The organism is Terriglobales bacterium, from assembly GCA_035454605.1.
Lineage (GTDB): Bacteria > Acidobacteriota > Terriglobia > Terriglobales > Acidobacteriaceae > DATMAB01.
Genome location: DATIGQ010000014.1, coordinates 16609 through 39877, shown reverse-complemented (window position 1 = coordinate 39877; position 23269 = coordinate 16609). Strand labels below are relative to the sequence as shown.

Below are 23269 nucleotides of genomic sequence, written 5' to 3'. Positions count from 1 at the left end.
GGGCAGCCGCGCTAAGCGGATCCAGCTCTACGGCCCGGCGGTCCAGGGCCAGGGCCTCTTCAAAGCGGCCCAGGGTATTGGCCAGAGTGGCAGCCCCCCGCATAACCCTGGCGTTTCCCGGCTCCAGGGCCAGCGCCCGCTGGTAGGAGGCATCCGCCCCCGCCCAGTCCCAGTCGTAGCCCTTCTTGATCCATCCCATGGCCGCGTGGGCCTCCGCCAGGTTTGCATCGAGCGCCAAGGCCCGCTCCACCGCCTCCCGCGCCTTCCGGTAGCCCTCCTCCGTTGGAAGGTAACCGGCATCCGCCTGGCGACTGCGTACCTCAGCAAGACCCACCCACCCCGGGGCATAGCTTGGGTCCAGTTTGATGGCTTGCTCGTAGTAACCGATCGCCTTCTCCAGGTTTCCCTTGCCGAGCCGCTCGTTAAAGTACCGCCCTTGTAGGTAGGCGCTGTAGGCTTCGGCATTCTTACCCGGGGCGGAGGGCGTTGCCGTCTTTCCTCCCAGCAGGGTCACCTTCAGCGATCCCGCCACCGAGCGCGCAATCTCGTCTTGCACCGTGAAAATGTCGGTGATTTCCCGGTCGTAGGTCTCCGACCACAAATGAAACCCGTCGGCGGCCTTGATCAACTGCGCGGTAATGCGCACCCGCTTGCCCTCCCGGCGCACGCTCCCCTCCAAGACGGTGGCCACGTTCAGCTTCTCGCCTACCGTACGCAGGTCCTCGTTCTTTCCTTTGAATTGGAAGGCAGAGGTCCTGGCGGCCACGCGGAGTTCCGGGATCTTGGCCAAGTTATTGAGCAGCTCCTCGGCCAGCCCGTCCGAGAAGTACTCTTGATTCTTCTCCTCGCTCATGTCCACAAAGGGCAGGACGGCTATGGAAGGCGCGACCTGGGCTGATTCCGAAGCGGGCCTGCCGCGTCCGAGCCACAGACCGGCAGCCACCGCCAGCACCACCACCGCGACACCGGCCCCGGTCCACAGCGCGCTTCGCCGAGGCTTGGCTGCGGCCGCCGCTGCTGCCGCTGCTGCGATCGAGGAAGACACGTAACCCGATTCGGTATCCCGCTTCAGGCGCTGCAGATCGGTGCGCATGTCCCCGGCGCTCTGGTAACGCAGGCTCCGGTCCTTCTCCATCGCCTTCGAGATGATTCGGTCCAGCTCCGGCGACAGGTTGGGGTTCAGCCGCAGCGGCGAAAGCGGGGGCTTGTGCAGGATGGCGTCGAATACGGCCGTAGACGTGTCGCCCTGGAACGGCAGGTTGCCGGTCGCCATCTCGTAGAGCACCACCCCGAAGGAGAACAGGTCCGTGCGTGCGTCCAGCTCCTTGCCCAGCGCCTGCTCCGGTGACATGTAACCCACCGTGCCCATGGGGCTTCCCGGCGTGGTTAAGTGTGTCTCGCTCAAAGCCGTGGCGTCCCTCGGCGCCACCGGCGACTTCTCCACCTTGGCCAGACCGAAGTCCAGCACCTTGGCTTGGCCTCGCTTGGTCACGAAGATGTTGGCCGGCTTGATGTCCCGGTGCACGATGCCCTGCCCGTGCGCCGCATCCAGCGCGTCCGCGATCTGGATGCTCAGGTCCACCAGCACCTCGTTTTCCAGCGGCTGGCCCGCTGCGCGCAGCTTCAGCGTCGTGCCATCCATGTGCTCCATCACAATGAACGATCGCCCTTGGTGCTCGCCGATCTCATGGATGGTGCAGATGTTGGGGTGGTTGAGTGCAGAAGCAGCGCGCGCCTCACGGCGGAAGCGCTCCAGCGACTGGCGGTCCTGTGCCAGGTCTTCGGGGAGGAACTTTAGAGCAACGTGGCGGCCCAGGCTGAGGTCCTCGGCCTCATACACCACACCCATCCCCCCGCCGCCCAGCTTCGCGAGAATTTTGTAATGGGAGACTGTGCGTCCGACCATGCCACCCCGCTCAATCGCGGTGGCTCATCTTACTGCAGAGGGCAGGTCGATCAGACACAAAAAGGAAACGCGGCTGGATAGGTTCTCGGGCGATGGCTGCTAGATTCCACGGGCCACGTGGCAAAACGATAACGCGAGGTCACAGGACCTACTGCTGGTGAATCTCAAGGAGTGGGTTACGTGGTGAGCGCGGGAGGAATCGAACCTCCAACCTACTGATTAAGAGTCAGTTGCTCTGCCAGTTGAGCTACGCGCCCACGGTGGGAACAGACTGAGGACAACAACGGTCGATTATAACATTCGGCTTGCGGCACACCGGCCAGCCGGAAGCATTTCTCCAGCACGCTAGTGCGGGCGCGAAAAGTGCTCGTGGACCACGCGCCAGTTCCTGCCCTTGCGCACGAAGACGTGCGTGCCGCGGCCGTGCACCGCCCGCCGCGGCCCCAGTCCCACCTTCCAGTAGAAGGTGGCGACCGCGGTATCGCCGCTCACGTGCACGTGGGGCTTCTCGATGCGGTAGGTCATCTTGGGTGATTGCCGCAGGTAGAACTGGAAGGTCTTGCGCTGGGCACCCAGGCCGCGGATGCGGCTGTGCGTTGTGGACGAGAAGCCCACAAAGCTGGGGCTGAAGATCCGCATGGCGCCCGAGATATCGCGGCGGTTGAACGCGCGCGCCTGCTCGCGCTCCAGCCGCAGGATTTCCCTCTGAATCGCCTTGGCGTTAGCCATTTCTCTCACCTCCCGGCCACGCTCATCAGCATTATACGGCGGCCGGTGTACACCTCCGGCTAGAGACACCGGGTTCTCGACTGTGCGGGATTTCGCGCTAGAGAGGCTAGAAGGTGAAGGCGATACCGCCGCGCACCGAGCGCGCCGCCTGGACGAGGTAGAGGGTCTGGCCATCGGCAGCCACCATCGGCACGTAACCCTGCGCCAGGAGGTTGCGGACGTCCACCAGCGCCTCCATTTGTCCCGGGCCGCGCAAGGGAATCGGCTGGCGGATGAACAAGCTGAGGTAGGGATCGGCCTGGCCGGGCGAGGCATCGAACATGTCCACCGGCGTCAGTGCCCGCCCGCTGGTCCATTTGTAGGACACGATCCAGCGCGTCTTGGCGCCCGGCAGCCGTCCGGCCAGCTTCGCGGTGGCCGCATGACGACGCGCGGTGTGGAGCGAGGCGCGCGCCTCTTCCAGGGAAACGCCGGGTACCAGCACGTCCAGCACGCCACCGAAGGCATAACCGAACGTTGCGGTGACATCCGGCAGCAGGGGACGCTCGAACACCACTCGCACGCCATCGGTGGAGAGATTGCCGCCGTTGTAGGCGAAGGTGTTGGAATACACATCGGTGAGAAGATCATCGTCGCTGAAACCAACATCACCCACGCCCAGCAGCGCGGTGTTCACCAACCGGTCGGTAAAGGCGGCCACCTGCAGGTTGTTCTCACCGATACGCCGGGAGAGAGCGACCTCCTGGTGCCGGGCCTGTTCCAGCACCGGCGCACCGCCCTCCAGAGTGAAGCGCGGACCGGATTCGCTCAGGTCGGCCGGCGCCGTATCGAAACCCTTGGCCCCCCGCGTGTTGGGCTGCGACGTGGCGTAACGGTAGGCCAATACGGTGTAGGGCGTCAGGTGGAGCTCGGCGGAGCCGAACGGCTTCAACGCATGCACACGGCTGCCATACTCCACGCTCTGTAGCTCGCCCCCTGCCTTGACCTCCAGCAGGTTCCCGACGGTCACGGTGTCGCTCACGGAAAGCGCCACGGCTTGCAGTGCGGCTCCGTGGTCGACCGTTTCCGCGGTCGCGAAGCGCCGCATGGTGAACGTGACCTCGGGACGCGAGCCGTCCGGCAGTTCGTGCACGTAGCTGGCTCGCAGCACGCCTGGCGTGCCCGTTCCCTGCCCCAGGTTTCCGCCCACCGAAAGCCTGCCGGTGGAGAACAGCGAACGCTCCACCAGGAAAGACGCATTCATGTCGGCCGATCCCAGGCCGGGCTCGCCGGCCACCAGGGCGAGCCGCGCCTTGAGCACGCGATCTTCGTCCTTCCCCGACCGGGTCACCACCATCAGGGATTCGTCCTCGCTCAGGCGCAGCACGGGGCGGTTCACCGTCGAGCGGAGGGTCCACTTCCAATCGTCATCCTCCTCGCGGGGCCGCGCCTCCGGACTCAAGAGCTGGAGCGCCTCGAAAAGCGTGTTAAGCGTGAGGTTAACGATGGCGTGCGTGCCCGAACCCAGTTCCACGTTCTCCCGCAGCGTAGGCAGAAAAGATGAAGCGCTCACCTTCACGTAATAGCGCCCCGGCACCAGGCCGGAGGCCAGAAAGTGTCCGCGCTCGTCGGTAAACACCTTGCGGGGAACTTCCGTGGCGGAAAGGAAAATCTCGACCGCCGCGCCCATTTGCGGAACACCCGCGGAGTTGGTCACCGAGCCGCTGATGGTGCTGGGCTTGGGCGACCCGGCCGCAGCCGGAATGGCCACCGCCAGTATCACCAGCATCCAGCGGAGTTTGTGGTTCGTCGACATCCGCTCCGAATCCGCCTCCCCTACTCCACCGAGAATTTCGCCGTGGGTGAGATCGTCTGCTTGGAAAGGTTGTCGTTCACCTTGATGGTGAGCTGGTAAGTTCCCGGGGGCAGGTTCTCGATGGGCAGACTCTTCTCCAGCGTCACCTGTTCCCCGACATTGCCCAGCTGATCCGTGCTTTCCACCTGCTTCATCAGCGACTGCTTGTTGAGGACGTTAACCAAGTCGTACTCGATGGTGGCCGACGGCTTCTGCGTCTTCTCATCCACCGAGAGGTTGTAGACCTGCATCCAGAAGTTCACTCTGTCATTCGCACTGCGCTTGAAAGAAACAGGTTTGCCATCGGCCGGCTCCACCCGCGGCCGCACCTTGGTGGTGCCGATCACGAAGTTGCCTGAGCCCACCTGGCGCGTGGGCACCTTTTCCATCTGGTCGGCCACGATCAGCGTGGAAGCCGCCAACTTGTCCTCGTCAAACGAGGGCACCAGCAGCCCGCGGCTCCAGGTTCCTACCCGGTCGCCGTTCACGTCCTTCACCACGATGTCCAGGCGGTAGCGTCCCGGGCGTAGGGGCATCGCCTTCCAGTAAACCGACGCGTTCAGAATCGTTTTCGACAGCAGGGCCTCGGGAACGTCCACCTGCACCGTGTCCTCGAAGGTCTGCGCGATGCGCCCGGTCAGAGTCGTCAGCCGACCGAAGATGTTGGCTACGCCGCGCTGCACTCCCTCCTTGTTCACGAACGTCAGGTCGCGGTTCTTCAGTTGGATGGTCACCGGCACCATCACCGTGTCGGTGGTAATGCGCACGAAATCCACCCGCACGTCGAACGGCATCAGGTTGTAGCGGACCTTGCTGGTGACCACCTCTTCCAGTTCCTTGAACTTGATCTGCGGGGGCTTCTGCAGCTTGCCGTAAAGCTCCAAACGGTCGAACTGGCTGGTCACGAGGTTCCGATTGAAGGGACCCACTCCCAGCCGCTCCATGCCTCCGCGGGTGAAGCGGTCCGTCTTGCTGGCCAGGCCCATCTCTTCGAACCAGGTCGGCCCCGCGTTGGGTACGTACAGCAACGCGTCCTTCTCCGAGCGGTCGATGGTCATGTGATAGTCGCCGCACATGCAGGTATCGACGAACTCGATCTCCACCTCCTGCTGCCCTGCGCCCGGCAGATCCAGGTAGCGATAGCGCCACACCTCGAAGGGGTAGGTCGAGGTGGAGCCGCCGCCTTCTTCCATCGGCCGCTGGTACAGACCTCCGCTCGGATGCGCATCGATCTGGTCCGGCGGCCCGAAGATCACATAGATCCGCCCGCGGTCCGTCTTCCATCCCGGCTTCCCGGCGGCGAAGCGTTCGTTGGCATAGGCCATGCGCCGGTAGTGCTCTTCCTTGTATTCGTTCTCGATCGTGTCCGGTGTGGGGTCGCGGCGCAGCCAGAACTGCTCAATGAATGAGTCGCGCTCCTCATCGTTGGAGAACTGCTTGAAGGCTTGCATCTCCTCGTCCATGATGATCCAGCGCACGTCTTCGTCGAGCCAACGCTTGTAGGTCTTGCCGAGCTCCTTGCGCAAGCTCTTTTCCTGTTCCTTGCGCTGCTTTTCGCTGAGGGGACGCTTCAGGGGGTCGGCTTCTTGTTCCGTCGAGTTCTTGCCGGAGGTCGACGCTTTCGCATCCTTGTTCTCGGGGGTGTTTTCCTGCCCCAACACGGGCGCACCGGCAACACTCCATAGGGCAAGAAGCAGGACAACAGGGAGGGCTCTAAATCGGTCCACGGCCATTCGGGAGACGACTCCTCTGGGCTCTTAGATTCTAGGTGCACTGAGGGTCAAAATCAAGGCTTACTATCCTCCCGGCCCCAGCCCCTAAGCACACCTCTACCAGTCATTTGGATGCTTTTCCTGTAGGAAGCGTCCGGACCACGGCAAGTTGCCTGGGACCGTCCGTCCCGGATGCGCCCGCAAGCCTGCCCCGCTATAATCTCAGTTAGCCCCCGGGGAGTATCCGGCCGCCGCCGATCCTGCCCTGTTCGGGCGGGAAACTTTTGCGGCGGTTTTCTCGTAACTATTTCTAGGTGGCCTTGTGCCCTGTCGGGGCCGGGGCCGCGGTCGCGACACTGAGCATTCGATGAGTCGGAAAAAGAAGATAGCGATCATTTCGGGCGCTGCTGTGGCGGTGCTGGCCATCGTCGGCTTCACCGTGCGGCAGAGCCGCAAGAACGTGGTAGAGGTGCAGGCCGGCAAGGTGGAGCGCCGCGATCTGGCTTCCGTGGTCACCGCCTCGGGCGAGATCAAACCTCAGCGCTACGTGAACATCAGCGCCAACGCCTTCGGCAAGATTGTGAAGCTGCACGTGCGCGAGGGCGACCGCGTCCAGCAGGGCCAGCTCCTGGCCCAGTTGGAGAACGTCCAATCCTCCGCGGATGTGGCCGCCATGCGCTCCTCGCTCGAGGCCTCGCGCACCGACGAGGTGGCCGCCCAGGCCGCCATGCGCACCGCCCAGGCCGACCTCAATCGCGCCAAGGCCGAACTGGAGCGCACCAAGCTGGACTACGACCGCGCCCAGGGTCTCTACCAGGCGGCGCTCATCTCCAAGGCCGAGTATGACAGCCGCAAGGCCGCCTTTGAAGCCGCCGACGCCGGCCTGGCGCAAGCCCAGGCCCGTCTCGCTCAGGCGCACGCGCAGCGCGAGTCAGCCGCCGGTCGTGTCGGCCAGGCCGCCGCCACTCTCACCCGCGCCTCGGATGTCCTCAGTAAGACTCTCTACACCGCGCCCTTTGACGGCGTCATCACCAACCTGCCGGTGCGTGAGGGCGAAACCGTGGTCGTCGGCATCCAGAACTCGCCGGGCAGCACTCTCATGACGCTTTCTGATCTTTCGGTCATCACGGCCGAGGTCAAGGTGGATGAGACCGACATCGTCAACGTCAAGCTGGATCAGCCCGCCGAGGTCACCATCGACGCCATTCCCGGCAAGACCTTCCAGGGCAAGGTGACCGAGATCGGCAACATCGCCGTGGTGCGTTCCACCGGCCTGGCCACCTCGCAGACCACCACCAGCAGTCAGGAGGCCAAGGACTTCAAGGTTGTGGTCACCTTGCAGGATCCGCCAGCCAACCTGCGCCCCGGCTTGTCGGCCACCGCCAAGGTCACCACCGCCACTCGCCAGGGCGTCCTGACCATCCCCATCCAGGCACTTACCATCCGCCAAAAGTCGGACCTGGAGCCGAAAGGCGACAAGGGATCTGCCCAGGCGGCGGCCCCGGCCCCGGCGGACAAGAAGAAGGAAGATATTCAGGGTGTGTTTGTCATCCGCGATCACAAGGCCGTATTTGTGCCGGTGGAAACCGGCATCACCGGCGTGACCGAGATCGAGGTCACCAGCGGGCTCAAGGACGGCGAAGACATCGTGACCGGCAGCTACCGTGTGCTGCGTTCGCTGCGTAACGGCGCCGGAGTCAAGGTGGAAAAACCGTCGGAGCGCAAGAAAGAGGACCAGGAATCGTGAGACAAAGCCGGGTTTCCGCCGTCTAATCCGGAATACGGTAGGAATACGAAGGGACCCGACGGCCGCCCGGCTGTGGGAAGCGTCATGAGCGAGGAGAAATCTATGGCAACGCAAGTCGCAAGCGTGGTCGAGGCCGCAATCCCCGCACCGCCGCCCAACTGCATGATCTTCACCCACGCCCTGTGGAAGACCTACGACATGGGCGCCGAGGAAGTGCATGCTCTGCGCGGCGTCGACATGCGTATTGACCGCGGCGAGTACGTCGCCATCATGGGCCCCTCGGGTTCCGGCAAGTCCACCCTCATGAACCTGATCGGTTGCCTGGACACCCCCAGCAAGGGCCAGTACTGGCTCAACGGACAACTGGTCAGCGAACTCGATGACGACGAACTGGCCCGCATCCGCAACAAGGAGATCGGCTTCGTCTTCCAGACCTTCAACCTGCTGGCTCGGGCCACTGCGCTGCACAACGTCGAGCTGCCGCTCATCTACAACGGCACGCCCGCCGCCGAGCGCATCCAGAAAGCCGAGGGCGCGCTGGCTGCGGTGGACCTTGCCGACCGCATGCACCACAAGCCCAACGAGCTTTCCGGCGGCCAGCGCCAGCGGGTGGCCGTCGCTCGCGCTCTGGTGAACTCTCCCTCCATCATCCTGGCCGACGAGCCCACCGGCAACCTGGACTCGCAGACCGGCGCCGAGATCATGGCGCTGTTCGACCGCCTGCACAAACAGGGCAACACCATCATTCTCGTCACTCACGAGCACGATATCGCCGAGCACGCCCACCGCGTGATCCACATCCGCGACGGCAAGGTCGAACTGGACGAGCGCAAACCGTAGTAAGCGTTCTGCCAGGAAACTGGGATCAGCAACTGGGATAAGGTGGGTGTTATGGGATCTTTTCGAGATCCGCGCTCAGTCGAATACTTCCGCCGGTAATCTTGACCTTGCGCTCCCATGGCTTGTATCCGGATTTCTTCACCGCGATCACGTGTTCCCCCTGCGCCAGCTCCAACGTCGAAGGTGTGCTGCCCGCAAAGGCTCCGTCCACCTCTATATCGGCTCCGCTTGGTTCCGAGGATACGTCGACTTTGGCGGGCGAAGCAGCGGGTGCCGGCGCCGGAGAAGCGGCCTTGGCGGTGGTCTGTTCTCGCGCGGCCGCGGCTGCACGCTCAGCGCCGCCGCTGGACCACTCCCTCAGAATCGCTTCGCATGCAGTTTCTACGGATCCACCCAGGGAACGAGTGGACTTGCTGACAATCGAATCTCCATCGCGGTTAAACACTGCGACCTTGTTGTCCTTCCGAATCCAGCCCTTACCACCTTCGTGGTCCAGTAGAACCACATAGTCGGCGCGGTCTGGACGGTTGTTGATGGTCACCCCAGAGCATTTTTCCCCAAAAGTCTTGATGATTTCCGCAGTCTGTGGGCGGGCACCGCCGCTCGTACCGCCGGCGAAGCCTTCGCTGGTGCCGGCGAACCCGCCGGAAACTTCCCAGCTCTTGCTATCGGTAACGAACACTCGTGGGTTTTCGCCTAGGCCCACTGTTGGGCTAATCAGGAGCAGGAGAAGGAGAATCCGTGAAAGGTTCATTGTGGAAATCCTCGGTGAGGGATTGGGGATGGGAACCCAAGGACGACCCGCATTATAACCCGTACCGGACCTGTCGGTGAGAGAACCCCCCGGCTGCTCAATGGCTCCGGTTGAAGGAGGTCTGCGCGAAGCGCGCTAGTGCGACGTGCCGCTGCCGCCGGTTTCCTCGGAGGCTCCCTGCGTTTGCGCGGTCGCGCGACCGGCGAAGTAGTTACGATCGTAAAGGTTGCGGTAGAAGCGGCCGGTGATTTCCGCGGCGCGCGGACCGAACGTCGGCCGTCCGCCCTGCAGGAACACCACCGTCACCAGGGGTCCGCGCTCGGTCGGCGTCCACGACGCGAACCACCCGAAGCGGGTACCGTTGTGCGAACAGGTGCCGGTCTTGCCCGCCACCGTCTCTTCCCAGAAGTTGTAGCGCAAGCTGCGCGCGCTGCCGTACTCCACCGCGCCCACCATGCCCTCGGAAACCTCCGGGATCAGCGACCCAATGTTCAATTCGCGCTTGATGCGGGGCTGGAAGGACGTTAGTTCTTCCGTCGTGGTGGGGTGCTGCAGATAGTAAAGCGTGCCGCCGTTGGCGATGGCGGCCATGAACGCGCCCAGTTGCAGCGGTGTCATGCGGATGCCCTCGCCGTGCGAGCACAACAGGCCCACGCCCGCCGCCGGCTCCGTCTCCGGGAAGGTGCCGGGATGCTCGCCCTCGATCCCCCAGCCCGCCAGCTCGCCCATCCCGAACTCGTGCGCGTAGCGGCTCACCCGTTCGAACCCCAGTCTGCGGCCCAGCACCTGGAAGTACCCGTTGTTCGACTCCGCCGTGGCCTTGGTCAGATTCATGGTGATGGGCCGGCGCGGAACCCGGCGCCGGCGCCGGGTGAATCCCAGCACCACTTCCTCCTCGCGCGTCACCACGGCATCATTCAGCGCCGCCAGCGCCACCGCCACCTTGAAGGTGGAGCAAGGCTGCGCGCCCTCGGAAAGCGCCAACTTCTGGTTCACCAGGGTCAGGATGCGCCCCGTGAACGAGTCAATCACGACCACTGTGCCGTTCATGCGACCCAGAGCTTCCAGCGCGGCCTCACGCACCACCGGGTCTTCGCCCTCGATTTCGTCCCCCGCAGTCACGTCGTCCGCGTAGGAGCTGGTGTAAAAGCGTTCATAGCGACGGTAGCGCCGCTTCTTCGTCGCGGTCTTCCGAGTTGTGGACTTCTTGGAACCGCTCTTGGCTTGCGTGGAACCTGATTTCGTTTTGGCGGTTTGGCTTGTCGTCTGGCTGGCGGTGGCTGCGCCGGCAAGGTCGGAAAGTAGCCACACTAGCAGTGCAGTCGAGATAAGGGTCGCTCGAATGGGGAGCTTTCTGGTCACGTGGAGTCCGAAAAAATTAGCCGCGTGGTATCCGGCTTCCGCCGGCCCACACGGAGTATCAATGGCGTGATAGTAAGGGATTTGCACTCCGGTTTCAATACCCAAATGGTGGTGTACCTTCGCGCATGGATTGCGGCAAACCGTCTGTAATCAATGGATTAAAGCATCACCTCGGGGCGAGTTCGCCCCCGTAACTCGGTTGGTGACGGGGTCTCTGCTCGCTGACAACTGGCTCTCGCTCCGCCGCCGTGACCTTAGGGCAGGTATACGCCCCTCACTTATGAGACCTGCTCCTGGCTCACCACCTGATCCTATGATGGACACTGCCATGAAGTATTGCGAGAGCTGCCGTACGACATATCCGACCGAGTTCACCATCTGCCCCAAGGACCAGAACGCTTTGCGGGACGCGGCGGAGCTCACTCCGGGTATGGTGCTGCGCGGCAAGTACGAGGTGCTGGAAAAGATCGGCACCGGCGGCATGGCCACCGTCTATCGCGTCCGTCACGTGCACCTGCAGGAGGACGTCGCGCTCAAGGTGGTAAGCAGCAAGCTGCTCGCGGAACCACAGTTCGTGGATCGCTTCCGCACCGAAGCGGTGATCACGCGCAAGCTGCGCCATCCCAATGCCGTCCGCCTAGATGATTTCGATACCACCGAGGACGGGCGCCCCTTCATCGTCATGGAACTGGTCGAGGGACAATCCCTGCGGCAACTCCTGCAGAGCAAGGGATGGCTCTCCGTGGAACGCGCCGCCGGCATTGCGCGCCAGGCCGCGCTCGCTCTGGATGCCGCCCATCGGTTGGGCATCATCCATCGTGACGTCAAGCCGGAGAACATCCTGCTGATCGCGCAACCGGACGGCAGCGACCTGGTTAAGGTGCTTGATTTCGGCATTGCCAAGCTCAGCAAGAGCCCAGGCCAGGACTCGGCGCATACCCAGACCGGCATCATTCTGGGCACGCCGCAGTACCTTTCGCCGGAGCAGGCGCGCGCCAGCCGCACCATTCAGGTGGATGGTCGCGCCGATCTCTATGCGCTGGGCGTGGTGCTGTTTGAGATGCTCACCGGGCGGGTGCCTTTCACTGCCGAGAATCCCTTCGATCTGCTGCGGCACCACATTCAGACGCCACCGACGGCGCCACATCTGACCAACCCAGGGCTGAACATTTCCACCGCCATGTCGGACCTGGTGTTGAAGGCACTGGAAAAGGACGCGGCGCGGCGCTTTCAGACCGGTGAAGAGATGGCGCAGGCATTGGCGGATCCGAACATTCTGGTCTCCGCCGAACCGTGCGCGCAGGTCTTCAGCACCGCGGCCCTGGCCGCTGCAGCCATGGCCGACGCTCCACCCGCCGAGCCGGCGCCAGCCGCGCCGGTCGAGGACGCCATCCTCCCGCCACTTGCGCTGCAACAGGTGGAGGCGACATTGCAGTCCCTGGGCCCGAGGACGGGGTCTGCGCCGCTTACCCGCACCATCTTGATGGGTAGCGTCACGCGAACCGACACGCCGTCGCCGGTGGCAGCGGCCGCTCCACTACCACCGAAAAGCCGCTTTGGACGGCGCTCCCGGGTAGCGTTAGCCGCAGCGCTTGCGGTGCTGCTGATCGCTGTCGGCATCGCAGTGTTCGGTGGCGATGGCTCTACCGGAAGGGTCTATGCTGAGACCACGGAGGCGAGTCCCGTCGCGAGCCCAGCCACCAAATCTTCTACCGAGCGCGCTGCAGTCACGCCGACGCGTTCGGCGAGTGAGCCTTCTGCCTGGCCGAACTCCCGCTCCGCCGCTGCCCGCGGCAAGGGCAAAGGCAGAGGTCCGAAGGGGAAGAACAGCGGGCAGCGGACCGTCAGCTCGCAGGAATTGACGAATGACGGCTACTTGCGCATGCAGCGCGGCGACTACGCCGGCGCCGAGGCAGCCTTCTCGCAAGCGCTGGAAATCGATCCCTCGAACGACTCCGCGCGCAAGGGCCTGCAAGCCGCTCGCACCGCACAGACCGTGCAGGGCGTGGCGCGCGTGCTGGGCCGCTGACCCCCGCAGCCTTACCAGCCCAGGCCGAGGCGGATGGACCTCCCGGCTGCGCCCTTTATCGTGCCTCTCCCCTCCGCCGGATGAAGGTTGGCACGTCCAGGTCGTCGTGCTCCACGGTGGCCGTCACCGATTCGCGCACCGCATTGAGCGCCGGTGTCTCGCGCCGGGCGCCGCCCGCGGCCACTGCCGTGGCCACGCGCTGACCCGCTGCCGCGGGGACGTAGGACGCAGCCATGCGTGTGGCGGCTAATGCCGCCGCGGCTTGCGACACCACGCTCTCCCGCCGTTGCGGCATCGAGGTCTTGAACCCGGTGGCGATCACCGTGATCTTGACTTCGTCCTTCATCTGCTCATCCTGCACCGCGCCGAAGATGATGTTGGCTTCTTCGTGGGCTGCGGTCTGGATGATGGTGGAGGCTTCGTTCACCTCCGCCAGCCGCAGCGTGTTGGAGCCGGTGATGTTGATCAGGATGCCGCGCGCTCCGTCGATGGCTCCTTCCTCCAGCAACGGCGAAGCGATGGCCTTCTGCGCCGCTTCCAGGGCGCGCCGCTCCCCCTTGGCGGTGGCCGTGCCCATCACCGCGTGCCCCATGCCGGCCATGATGGTCTTCACGTCGGCAAAGTCGCGGTTGATGATGCCGGGAATGGTGATGATGTCGGAGATGCCCTGCACGCCTTGCCGCAGAATGTCGTCGGCGATGCGGAAGGACTCGAAGAAGCCGGCGTCCTGGGCCACGCCCAGCAGCTTCTCGTTGGGGATGACCAACACCGTGTCCACCGACTCCACCAGTTCGGCCAGCCCGCGCTCCGCCTGCTGGCGGCGACGCTTGCCCTCGAAGGCGAACGGCTTGGTCACCACCGCCACCGTCAGCGCGCCCATCTCCGTAGCCAGGGAGGCGATGATGGGAGCGGCGCCCGTGCCCGTGCCGCCGCCCAGGCCGGTGGTAACGAACACCATGTCCGCGCCCTCCAAGGCCTCGATGATCTTGTCCGTGTCCTCGAGCGCTGCCTTGCGCCCGACTTCGGGGTTCGCTCCGGCGCCCAGCCCATTGGTGAGCTTGACGCCCAGCTGGATCTTCACCGGCGCCTTGGAAAGCTCCAGCGCCTGCTGATCGGTGTTGGCTACGATGAATTCCACGCCCTCCATGCGGGCCGTGATCATGCGGTTCACGGCGTTGCCGCCGCCGCCGCCCACGCCGATCACCTTGAGCCTGGCTTTGTTGCGCGCTTCCTCGTGGAACTTGATGCGGATGTCGCCGTTTCCTGTTCCTTCGCTCATATCCTCCCTCGCTTCAGGCTGTGTCCTGGTCTGGCGCGCCCCCGGTGCTCACCCAAGCGGCGCAGGCTCTTTGCTCACCTTCCGTGTCCGTTCGTTCCGTTGCCATTCGTGCCGTTCTTTACGAACATCGCTTTCAGGCGTCCCAGCAGACTCTCCGGCTGGGCTCCGCGCGCCACCACGGCGCGATGCCCGTAGAAGATCATCCCCAGCGCGGTAGAGAACTCCGGCTCCGCGAGCGTCGCCGGCATCTTGTCCAGCACCGCCGGCACCGCGGAACGCACCGGGCGCTTGAGCACTTCTTCCGCCACCTGCGCCATGCCGCGCAGGCGGGAACCGCCTCCGGTCAGCACCAATCCGGCGCCGCACAGTTCGAGCACGCCGGAATGCGCCAGGTTGTCGCGCAGCATCTCGAACAATTCCTGCGCGCGCGGTTCCAGGATCTCCGCCAGCGAACGCTGCGGCATGAGCCGCGAAGGCCGGTCGCCGACCGAAGGCACCTCGATCTCGTTGCCCTCGGGCACGCGGCTGACCTGGGCGCTGCCGGACGCACACTTGATCTTCTCGGCATCGCCGAGCGGCGTGCGCAGACCGACGGCCACGTCGTTGGTGAAGTGGTCGCCGCCGATGGGAATCACCGCGGTATGCACCACGGAGCCTTCGTGATAGACGATCAAATCGGTCGAGCCTGCGCCGATGTCCGCCAGGCACACGCCCAGTTCGCGCTCATCGGGACGCAGGATGGCATCGGCCGAGGCCAGCGCTTCGTACACCGTGTCGTCCACCTGCACACCGGCGCGGTTCACCGCGCTTACCACCGTCTGGGTCGCCGCCGCGGCTGCCGTCACCATGTGCACCTTGGCTTCCAGCCGGCTGCCCAGCATGCCCAGCGGGTCGCGGATACTGTTCTGCTCGTCGAGCAGGAACTCTTGCGGCAGCAGGTGCAGCACCTCCCGGTCGTCGGGCAGCACGACAGCGCGCGCCTTCTCCACCGCCTGGCGCACATCTTCGCGCGTAATCTCGCGTGCCCGCGTGGCCACGCTCACGCCGGCGCGGCTGTTGATGCCGCGGATGTGCACGCCCGATACTCCCACCAGCGCGCGTTCCACGGAGGCTCCGGCAGCCTCCTCGGCAAGCTCGCAGGCGCGCTGGATCCCGGCGATCGCCTTCTCCAGGTCCACGATGGCGCCTTTGCGCGTGCCGCGCGATTCGGTAACGCCGTGACCGCGATACTGCAGGCCGTTCTCGGCCACTTCAGCCACCAGCACACAGGTCTTCGAGCTCCCCATGTCGATGGCGGTCACCAGGCTGGCTTGCGGGTGGGGCATGGGCCTAGCGTCTTCCTTTTCTGCCCGCGCTGCGGGCGGCCTTGCTCGTCGTCTTGGCGGAGGGCTTCTTCGCCGCGGCGTCATCCGTCTTCATCGGAGAGGAGCGCGAGTCCGGATTCACGATGATCTGCCGGTCATAGCGCAGGTCCACCGACTCCAGCTTCTGGAACTGCTGCCGCCACTCGGCGGCATGCGCGATGTAGACCTTGTAGCGCTTCAGGTAGTGCGCCGAGCCCAGATGGATGAGCACCGCTCCGGCCGGATCAGCCACCAGAACTTTCACGTCCTCGGGATCACTGAGGTCGATTTCGCTGAGGTCGTTGGCATAGTTGCCGCCTTCGGAGTTCAGGTCGTTCACCAGTTCGTCGTAGATCTTCATGCGCGCGGCACGGGTGGAGAGGGGCTCGTCCTCGGTCATCCCCAGGATGACGGGGAACGAATATCCTTCGGCGCGGCCGGGAGGCATTTCCAGGATTACGCCGGCAGCGTCGATCAGGGCGATGCGCGATGCCACGCGTGTGAAGGCAACCGGCGTACGCTCGCGCACGTCAACCTTGATGCGGTCGGGGAGCAGCCGCATCACCGTGGCGGATTCCACCCAGGAAATCTCCTGCAACTCTTTCTTGCGCTCTTCCAGAGGGACAGAGAAAACCTGGTGTCCCAGGTCGGGACGGAAGACGGCCAGCACCTGCGCAGGCGCGACTTTCTCGATGCCGTTGATCTGGATGTGGTCGGCGGATTGCAGCCGGAAGCGCCAGGAGCGCGCACCGTAACCGTAGACGAGCGTGACCGCGCTGCCCACCAGTCCCAGGACGGTCAGGACCATGAGCATCTGCTTCAGGCGGTCGGCGGTGCGTCGGGGAATAGGCCCGCGGCGGACCGGTATGCGCTTCTCGGCCCGCAGGAAGGGCGATTCCTCTGCGGCATCAATGTCCAGTTCGCGAGGAAAATCGTCCTCGCCTGAATCGTCCAAGGGACGCGCGGAACGGCCGCGCGCGGAAGCCGGAGACCTGCCCGCTCGGGAAATGAAAGCGTCGTCTCGCGCCATGCGCTAGGTCGAGTTGTCGCGCGGAAGAATCGCCAGTCACACTATAACTGCATTTCCTCTCGTTGCGTACAAAGAAATTTCCAAATTCATGAGTGGTCGGGAGGGGCAGGGCTTAGCAGGGACGGACTAGAGAAGGCTCAGTCCCAGCGGAATCGGGGGAATGCTCGCCCGCAGGTTGTGACTCTGGCTATTGCACGGCGTGGTGCCCTTGGCAGGCTGGGGCGTTTCCTGGGTCCGGTTCCGTTCGGCCTTGGAAGCCCGATCTGCCAGGCGAACGGCGGATTCCACATCACCCAGCGCCATTTCCACCTGGGAAAACAGGTAGAGCACCCGCGGATCGTCCGCCTTATTCAGGGACGCGCTGGGGTCGAGGGCATGCGCAGTCTCCGCAGCCGGCGCAGGCAGGAACGGCTGTGCCACCGTGAACAAAACGACGAATGCTGCGGCGAGAATCACAACCCGGCTTGTAGTGGTATGCACGGCCGTTCTCTCGCAAGCCCGTTGCGCTTGGTTACGCAGCGGGTGAGCGCCTGGTTCCACGAATTGCGCTTCCCTGCTATAGACGCTCCAGCCGGGAAATCGTCTCAGCCAAGTCCGGAGTGGACTGGCATTTTTTCAAGCCCACGGCAGCAGGACTATGGTTTCTGGGAGACCGCCTGCCCTTGAGTCTGCAGTTGCTCCAGAATTTGGGAACCGAGGTGAGAGATATTACCCGCTCCCAAGGTGAGAATCATGTCGCCTTCGAGCGCCTGCGCCGCGACCGCAGCCGCAGCCTCGGCGAACGAGGGAACATAGACCGCTTCCCTGCCGCCCTTCTCGCGGATGCGGCCCGCCAGCGCTTCGCCGGTGACACCGGGAATGGGGTTCTCGCTGGCGGCGTAGATATCCAGGATGAACAGTGAATCGGCGGCGCCGAAAGCAGCGGCAAATTCGTCGAGGAGCAGCCGAGTGCGGGTGTAACGGTGGGGCTGAAAGACCACATGAATTCGGCGATAGCCACAGGAACGTGCCGCCGCCAGCGTGGCCAGGATTTCGGTGGGATGGTGGCCATAGTCGTCGATCACCGCGACGCCGCGGGCCGAGCCGCGCAATTGGAACCTGCGGTCTACACCGCGAAAACCGTCCAGCGCCTCACGAATCTGTGACGGGGTGACGTCCAGGCCGATACCCACGGCCACGGCTGCAGCCGCATTCAAGACATTGTGTGCGCCCGGAACGTGCACGCGGAATTCGCCCAGGTCCTGCCCGCGGTAACGCACGGTGAACCGGCTGACGGGCCGCTCACGTACCGTGCCCGGCTCGACCGGGCCCAGCGCGACGCGGAAATCCGCATCTTCACCGGTGCCGTAGGTGACCACGCGCCGGGAGAGCCGTGGCAGGAGGCGGCGCAGGTGACGGTCGTCCCGGCAGAGGATGGCCATGCCGTAGAAGGGCACACGCTCGATGAAGTCGCGGAAAGCCCGGAGCACATCACGCATGTCGCGATAGCAGTCCATGTGCTCGCGATCCAGGTTGGTGACCACAGACAGGATGGGCGAGAGTCGCAGGAAGGAGCGATCGCTCTCATCCGCCTCGGCCACCAAGTACTGGGATTTGCCCAAGCGGGCATTCGAACCCATGGCGTCCACGCGTCCGCCGACCACCACGGTGGGGTCCAGGCCACCCGCGGCCAGAACCGCGGCAACCATGGAGGTGGTGGTGGTCTTGCCGTGCATGCCGGCGATGGCGATGCCGTACTTCAGGCGCATCAGTTCGGCCAGCATTTCCGCACGGGGGATCACCGGGATGTGGTGCTGGTGTGCCGCCAGCACTTCCGGGTTGTCGGGCGCGACGGCGGAACTGGTGACGACCACTTCGGCACCCTGAACGTGTTCCGCGCGGTGGCCTTCGAGGATGGTCGCACCCAAGGTGGTGAGGCGCTGAGTCAGGGGAGACAGTTTGAGGTCGGAGCCGGAGACCTTGTAGCCCAGCGTGAGCAGCACTTCGGCGATGCCGCTCATGCCGATGCCTCCGATGCCGACGAAATGCACGCGTTGGATGCGAGCGAAAATTAGCTGCTAGCTCCTAGCTGCCAGCTTGGTCTTGGCTTTTGGCTTTTGGCTCTCAATCCTCATCACACCATAGCTTAAGACACGGAAAAGCGACAGGCTCGGTTAGCGCCGAAGTACCCAGAACCTCAGCTTGACAGTCTCCGAAAGGAGGTGCTGAAAAGCCGGATGGACAAGGACGGCGCCGAACCTGTAGGGTTCATGCCGTCGAGGGAGAATGAGGAGACGAAGAAATGAAAACGGCATTCCGGACCCAACGTCGAGTCCTGATGGTTTGGCTGGCCATGGTGGGGTCCCTGGTGTTCAACACGGCGAACTGCTCGGCCCAAGGCTTCCGCTGGCCCGAGGAACCCAAGAATCTGAAGGTGCTGCCCAAAGGCACCAAAGGGGCGCAACTGGGCGAGGTGATGCGTGGGTTCGCTTTCGCCCTCGACGTGCGTTGCCAGCACTGCCATGTGGGTGAAGGATCGGACCTCACCAAGTTCGACTTCCCTTCCGATGAGAAGATCACCAAGCAAAAAGCGCGCCTGATGATCCAGATGGTCCAGGACATCAACCAGACCTATCTGACGCAACTCACAAAGCTGGAGTCAGCGCCGCAGGAACGAGTGGAAGTGACGTGCATGACGTGCCACCGCACGGCTTCCAAACCGGAAATGCTGGGAGACATCCTGGCCAGGACCATCGAGAAGGAAGGCGTTGACGCAGCCATTACCCAGTATCGAGAGCTGCGAAAGAGCAACTACGGCGGTTTTGCCTATGACTTCAGCACGGGGATGCTGACTGCCCTGGGCGAACGCCTGGCTTCCGGTGGGAAGGTGGATGCCGCGCTGCGAATCCTGGACCTGGAGAAGGAAGTGAACGGCGAATCGGCTTCGATCTACTTCACGCGCGGACGAATCGAGGTGCACGCCGGACTGCGTGATCAAGCCATCCACAGTTTCGAGCGAGGCCTGGAGCTGGCGCCAGAAGACTGGAAGCCGTTCTTCCGCCAGCAGCTTGAAAAACTGCGAAAAGAATAAGGCGGGGCCGGACGGCCGGGGACGTCACTCGCGCGTGGCGGCCTTGGCAACCAGCGCCGCAATGGCCCGGGCGGCGTCAGGATGGGCGAGGTGGCGCGCGGATTCGGACATATCCCGCAAGCGGGCGCGGTCGGCGAGCAGGTCGCGTACCGTCTCCACCAGGCGCTGGGGCGTCAGTTCTGATTCGGGCAGCAGAACGGCGGCACCGGCCTGGGTGAAGGCCTCGGCGTTGCGGCGCTGATGGTCGTCGGCGGCGCGTGGAAAAGGCACGAAGATGGCAGGGCGTCCAGCGGCGGAGACTTCGGCTACGGTCGAAGCTCCGGCGCGGCAAAGCAGAAGGTCGGCGGAGGCGAAGGCCTCCGACATGCGCTCGATGAACCGGGAGACGGTAGAGTTGACCCCGGCGCGCTCGTAGGCGGACATCACGGCTTCGAAGTCACGCTCCCCGGTCTGATGCACGATACGGAGGCCGGGAACGCTCTTCTGCAGTGAGGCTGCCGCTCCCATCATCGCGCGGTTGAGGGACGCCGCGCCCTGACTGCCGCCGAAGATGAGGAGCGTGGGCGGGGCGTTGCCCTGGCGCGGAGGAACGTTGAAAAACTCCGGGCGCACGGGCGTGCCCGTGACCTGCGCATTGGGGAAACTGCCAACCGTTTCCGGAAATTGCACAGCCGCAGTCGTAAGCCATCGCGCAATCGCGCGGTTGGCGAAGCCGGGCACAGCGTTGGATTCGAAAGCCACTCGGGGAATTCCCGCCAGGACAGCGGCCAACATGGCGGGGCCGGAGGCGTATCCGCCGACGCCCAGCACGACCTCAGCCTGAAAATCGCGAAGCAGGCGGCGGGAGCGCAGCACGGCTCGCGGAAGCGCGCTGAGGGTAGAAAAACGGGTCGCCAGGCTGACGTTCTTGAGCGCACCGACCTCGGTCAGTTCCAGTTGAAAACCGGCTGCGGGAACCAGGCGGTTCTCGATGCCGCGAGCGGTGCCGATGAACAAGAGCTCTGCGCCGTGCTCTTCCTTGAGGACGCGGGCGATGGCCAGGGCGGGGATGACGTGGCCTCCGGTGCCGCCGCCGGCGATGACGACACGCATGGCTTCAGTCTGTGTGCTGCGTGATGTTCAGCAGCACGCCGATGGAGGCCAGGGTGACGAACAGCGAGGAGCCGCCGTAGGAAACCAGGGGCAGGGGGATACCCTTGGTGGGCATGAGGCCCAACACCACGCTCATATTGAGGAAGGCCTGCACGGCGACCATGGCGGTGATGCCGGCGGCGAGCAAGCGAGCGAAGGGTTCACCGGCAGCGTTCGCGCAGCGCATGCCGCGATAGAGAAACACGGTGAAGAGGGCGACCAGAATGAGCGCGCCGACCAGGCCGGTCTCCTCGGCAGCCACGGCGAAGATGAAGTCGGTGTGCGGCTCGGGCAGGTAGAAGAGCTTCTGCTTCCCTTCCATCAGGCCGGTGCCGAACACTCCGCCGGTGCCCACGGCGAGCAGGGACTGGATGACGTGGAACCCACGGCCCAGCGGGTCCGAATAGGGATCGAGAAACGCCAGGATGCGCTCGTAGCGCCACTTGACGCGGAACACCAGGAAGTAGAGCGGAACCAGCGAGGCCGCGGCGGCGATGGCGAAATAGCGCAGGCGCAACCCGGCCAGGAACAGGATGACGGCCGCAATGAGGACCACCACGATGGCGGTGCCTAGGTCGGGCTGCTTCACGATCAGCCCGGCGAACAGCAGGATGGGAACGGCTGCGGGAAGCAAGGTATTGCGCCAGTCGTCCATGGAACGCAAGCGGGTCTCCAGGAACCAGGCCAGGAACAGGATGAGGGCGGGTTTGGCCAGCTCGGAGGGCTGGAAGGAAAACGCCCCCAGACGGATCCAGCGATGGGTGTTGGCGGTGCGGTCCAGGAAGAACACGGCGACCAGCAGCAGCGTGGTGACACCGAGCAAAGAGAACACCACCGCAGGATGGCGCAGGCGGCGGTAGTCCAGGTTCATCAGCGCCACCATGGCGGCCAGACCCGCCGTGGCCCAGGCCATCTGGCGGAAAAGAAAGTGGTAGGGAGAACCGAAACGCTCCGCGGCCATGACGGCGGAGGCGCTGAACACCATGACGAGGCCAAAGAAGACCAGGAGCAGGGTCGCGGTAAACAGCGTCTTGTCGACGCTGACGCGTTTAGCCATGCGCCTGGGCTCCTCCCTCACCCGGGATGGCAGCGGCCGAGGGACCTTTGGCGCGCGCCTCGAGCGCGGCCACCGCTTCCTTGAAGACCCGTCCGCGGTGTTCGTAGTTCTGGAACTGGTCGAAGCTGGCGCAGGCCGGAGCCAGCAGCACGACCTCGCCGGGTGAAGCAGCTTCGGCAGCACGCCGCACGGCGTTCTCCAGGGTCTCGGCGCGCAGGACCTCGGCCGCACCCGCAATCTGCTGCTCGATCTTCTCCGCGGCGGCGCCGATGGTGTACACGCGGCGCACCCGCGCCTTCAGTAGCGGAGCGAGCACCGAGTAGTCGCTGCCCTTGTCCTTGCCGCCGAGGATGATGTGGATGCCGCCGGAAAAGGACTCTAGCGCCTTGATGGTGGCATCCACGTTGGTGGCCTTGGAGTCGTTGTAGAACTCGACGCCGTTGAGCGTGGCCACGTACTCCAGGCGGTGCTCGACGGCCTTGAATTCGGAGACGGCACTGGCCACACGCCGCGGCTCGGCACCCACGATGCGCCCGCAGCAGGCAGCCGCCAGCACGTTCTCCAGATTGTGCGCGCCCTTGAGCGGGATGCTGGAGACCGGCATGAGCTCCTGGCGGTCGTTGTCGTCGTCGCGCCACCAGATCTTTCCGTCGGCGGCCCAGGCGCCGCTTTCCACCTCGCCCTTGCGGCTGAACCAGCGCACATGAGCGCGGGTCTTCTTCGCTAAATCGCGGCAGGTGGGGTCGTCGAAGTTGAGCACAGCGAAGTCGCTTTCGTTCTGGTTCTCGAAGATGCGGGCCTTGGCGGCGACGTAGTTCTCGAAGCTGCGGTGGCGGTCGAGGTGGTCCGGTGAAACATTTAAGACCACGGCAATGAAGGGATGGAAGCTCTGAATGGTCTCCAGTTGGAAACTGGACACCTCAAGGACCACGTAGGTGTCGGAAGTGGAGTCCGCGACCAGGGAGATGGCCGGGGTGCCGATGTTGCCGCCCACCAGGGTTTCGTAGCCGCCCCAGGAAATGACTTCCCCGCTGAGCGCCGTGGTGGTGGTCTTGCCGTTCGAACCGGTGATGGCCACGATGTGGCCACTGAGGAAGCGCGAGGCCAACTCGATCTCGCCAATCACCGGGACGCCCAGGGCGCGGGCCTGCTCGAGCTGCGGCACATCCACGGGCACGCCGGGACTGACGACGATGAGGTCCTGGTCGCGGAAGGTGCGCTCGCCGTGGCCACCGGCCTCGACGGCGATGCCGGCATCAAGCAGCGAAGGGATTTCCTGGCGCAGTTCCTCTTCGGTCTTGGCGTCGCTGACGGTGACGCGTGCCCCGCGGGCCTTGAGGAACAAGGCCGAGGCTACGCCGGACTTGCCCAGGCCGACGACGAGGATGCGTTGGTTCTTAACTTCCATGAATCCGTTGCCAGTACCCAGTTGCCAGTTGCCAGGCT

At 64.4% G+C, this 23269-nt stretch carries 18 protein-coding genes and 1 tRNA gene; 4 read left to right on the top strand and 15 right to left on the bottom strand.

The features are described from left to right. The 5 genes from VLE48_01245 to VLE48_01225 all read right to left on the bottom strand — a co-directional run. A partial coding sequence (locus VLE48_01245; protein HSA91610.1) for a protein kinase occupies positions 1-1906 on the bottom strand: 1906 nt, incomplete at its 3' end. A gap of 181 nt (positions 1907-2087) precedes the next feature. Further along, positions 2088-2163, bottom strand: a tRNA-Lys gene (locus VLE48_01240). A gap of 88 nt (positions 2164-2251) precedes the next feature. Further along, entirely contained in the window at positions 2252-2635 is a 384-nt protein-coding gene (locus tag VLE48_01235) for a nuclear transport factor 2 family protein (protein HSA91609.1), read from the bottom strand. Positions 2636-2741: 106 nt separating this feature from the next. Beyond that, entirely contained in the window at positions 2742-4430 is a 1689-nt protein-coding gene (locus tag VLE48_01230; protein ID HSA91608.1) for a carboxypeptidase-like regulatory domain-containing protein, read from the bottom strand. A 20-nt stretch (positions 4431-4450) separates the two neighbouring features. Beyond that, the gene (locus tag VLE48_01225) at positions 4451-6196 is read right to left on the bottom strand and encodes a GWxTD domain-containing protein (GenBank protein HSA91607.1); all 1746 of its coding nucleotides are present in this window, start codon (positions 6194-6196) and stop codon (positions 4451-4453) included. 352 nt (positions 6197-6548) lie between these two features. On the opposite strand from VLE48_01225, the gene VLE48_01220 reads away from it, so the two are divergent. Then, on the top strand, positions 6549-7928 hold the full coding sequence (locus VLE48_01220) for an efflux RND transporter periplasmic adaptor subunit (protein HSA91606.1): 1380 nt from the start codon (positions 6549-6551) through the stop codon (positions 7926-7928). A gap of 102 nt (positions 7929-8030) precedes the next feature. After that, a complete protein-coding gene (locus VLE48_01215; GenBank protein ID HSA91605.1) occupies positions 8031-8768 on the top strand; it encodes an ABC transporter ATP-binding protein in 738 nt (245 codons plus the stop codon). Positions 8769-8817: 49 nt separating this feature from the next. On the opposite strand, the gene VLE48_01210 is transcribed toward VLE48_01215, so the two are convergent. Next, positions 8818-9522 carry a PEGA domain-containing protein gene (locus VLE48_01210; GenBank protein ID HSA91604.1) on the bottom strand — a complete coding sequence of 235 codons (705 nt, stop codon included), beginning with the start codon at positions 9520-9522 and terminating at the stop codon, positions 8818-8820. A 135-nt stretch (positions 9523-9657) separates the two neighbouring features. Next, positions 9658-10833: a penicillin-binding transpeptidase domain-containing protein gene (locus VLE48_01205; protein HSA91603.1), complete on the bottom strand. Its 1176-nt coding sequence runs from the start codon at positions 10831-10833 to the stop codon at positions 9658-9660. Positions 10834-11197: 364 nt separating this feature from the next. Here VLE48_01205 and VLE48_01200 point away from each other — a divergent pair, with 364 nt between their 5' ends. Next, positions 11198-12913, top strand: coding sequence for a protein kinase (locus tag VLE48_01200; protein HSA91602.1), 1716 nt, complete (start codon positions 11198-11200; stop codon positions 12911-12913). 55 nt (positions 12914-12968) lie between these two features. On the opposite strand, the gene ftsZ is transcribed toward VLE48_01200, so the two are convergent. The 5 genes from ftsZ to murC form a co-directional block, all read right to left on the bottom strand. Further along, entirely contained in the window at positions 12969-14192 is a 1224-nt protein-coding gene (gene ftsZ, locus VLE48_01195) for a cell division protein FtsZ (protein ID HSA91601.1), read from the bottom strand. A gap of 74 nt (positions 14193-14266) precedes the next feature. Further along, positions 14267-15517: a cell division protein FtsA gene (gene ftsA, locus VLE48_01190; GenBank protein HSA91600.1), complete on the bottom strand. Its 1251-nt coding sequence runs from the start codon at positions 15515-15517 to the stop codon at positions 14267-14269. Between the two features lie 4 nt (positions 15518-15521). Further along, positions 15522-16490: an FtsQ-type POTRA domain-containing protein gene (locus tag VLE48_01185; GenBank protein HSA91599.1), complete on the bottom strand. Its 969-nt coding sequence runs from the start codon at positions 16488-16490 to the stop codon at positions 15522-15524. Positions 16491-16691: 201 nt separating this feature from the next. Next, the gene (locus VLE48_01180) at positions 16692-17045 is read right to left on the bottom strand and encodes a hypothetical protein (protein HSA91598.1); all 354 of its coding nucleotides are present in this window, start codon (positions 17043-17045) and stop codon (positions 16692-16694) included. A gap of 155 nt (positions 17046-17200) precedes the next feature. Continuing rightward, on the bottom strand, positions 17201-18595 hold the full coding sequence (gene murC / locus VLE48_01175) for a UDP-N-acetylmuramate--L-alanine ligase (GenBank protein HSA91597.1): 1395 nt from the start codon (positions 18593-18595) through the stop codon (positions 17201-17203). A 251-nt stretch (positions 18596-18846) separates the two neighbouring features. Between murC and VLE48_01170 the strand changes: the two genes are divergently transcribed. After that, on the top strand, positions 18847-19635 hold the full coding sequence (locus tag VLE48_01170; GenBank protein HSA91596.1) for a c-type cytochrome: 789 nt from the start codon (positions 18847-18849) through the stop codon (positions 19633-19635). Positions 19636-19659: 24 nt separating this feature from the next. Here the strand turns inward: VLE48_01170 and murG are convergent, their stop codons facing one another. The 3 genes from murG to murD are packed head-to-tail and all read right to left on the bottom strand — an operon-like array spanning position 19660 to position 23231. Further along, positions 19660-20727, bottom strand: a complete 1068-nt coding sequence (gene murG, locus VLE48_01165) for an undecaprenyldiphospho-muramoylpentapeptide beta-N-acetylglucosaminyltransferase (GenBank protein HSA91595.1) — start codon at positions 20725-20727, stop codon at positions 19660-19662. Positions 20728-20731: 4 nt separating this feature from the next. After that, the gene (gene ftsW / locus VLE48_01160) at positions 20732-21823 is read right to left on the bottom strand and encodes a putative lipid II flippase FtsW (GenBank protein ID HSA91594.1); all 1092 of its coding nucleotides are present in this window, start codon (positions 21821-21823) and stop codon (positions 20732-20734) included. After that, a complete protein-coding gene (gene murD / locus VLE48_01155; GenBank protein ID HSA91593.1) occupies positions 21816-23231 on the bottom strand; it encodes a UDP-N-acetylmuramoyl-L-alanine--D-glutamate ligase in 1416 nt (471 codons plus the stop codon). The genes ftsW and murD overlap by 8 nt, the downstream gene beginning before the upstream one ends. Positions 23232-23269: the final 38 nt, after the last annotated feature.

Excerpts from the sequence above, each read along its gene's own strand:
- ftsZ (HSA91601.1), bottom strand. The coding sequence starts at position 14,192 with ATGAGCGAAGGAACAGGAAACGGCGACATCCGCATCAAGTTCCACGAG.
- VLE48_01200 (HSA91602.1), top strand. The coding sequence starts at position 11,198 with ATGATGGACACTGCCATGAAGTATTGCGAGAGCTGCCGTACGACATAT.
- murD (HSA91593.1), bottom strand. The coding sequence starts at position 23,231 with ATGGAAGTTAAGAACCAACGCATCCTCGTCGTCGGCCTGGGCAAGTCC.
- VLE48_01220 (HSA91606.1), top strand. The coding sequence starts at position 6,549 with ATGAGTCGGAAAAAGAAGATAGCGATCATTTCGGGCGCTGCTGTGGCG.
- murG (HSA91595.1), bottom strand. The coding sequence starts at position 20,727 with ATGCGTGTCGTCATCGCCGGCGGCGGCACCGGAGGCCACGTCATCCCC.
- VLE48_01235 (HSA91609.1), bottom strand. The coding sequence starts at position 2,635 with ATGGCTAACGCCAAGGCGATTCAGAGGGAAATCCTGCGGCTGGAGCGC.
- VLE48_01215 (HSA91605.1), top strand. The coding sequence starts at position 8,031 with ATGGCAACGCAAGTCGCAAGCGTGGTCGAGGCCGCAATCCCCGCACCG.
- ftsW (HSA91594.1), bottom strand. The coding sequence starts at position 21,823 with ATGGCTAAACGCGTCAGCGTCGACAAGACGCTGTTTACCGCGACCCTG.
- VLE48_01170 (HSA91596.1), top strand. The coding sequence starts at position 18,847 with ATGAAAACGGCATTCCGGACCCAACGTCGAGTCCTGATGGTTTGGCTG.
- VLE48_01230 (HSA91608.1), bottom strand. The coding sequence starts at position 4,430 with ATGTCGACGAACCACAAACTCCGCTGGATGCTGGTGATACTGGCGGTG.
- VLE48_01210 (HSA91604.1), bottom strand. The coding sequence starts at position 9,522 with ATGAACCTTTCACGGATTCTCCTTCTCCTGCTCCTGATTAGCCCAACA.
- ftsA (HSA91600.1), bottom strand. The coding sequence starts at position 15,517 with ATGCCCCACCCGCAAGCCAGCCTGGTGACCGCCATCGACATGGGGAGC.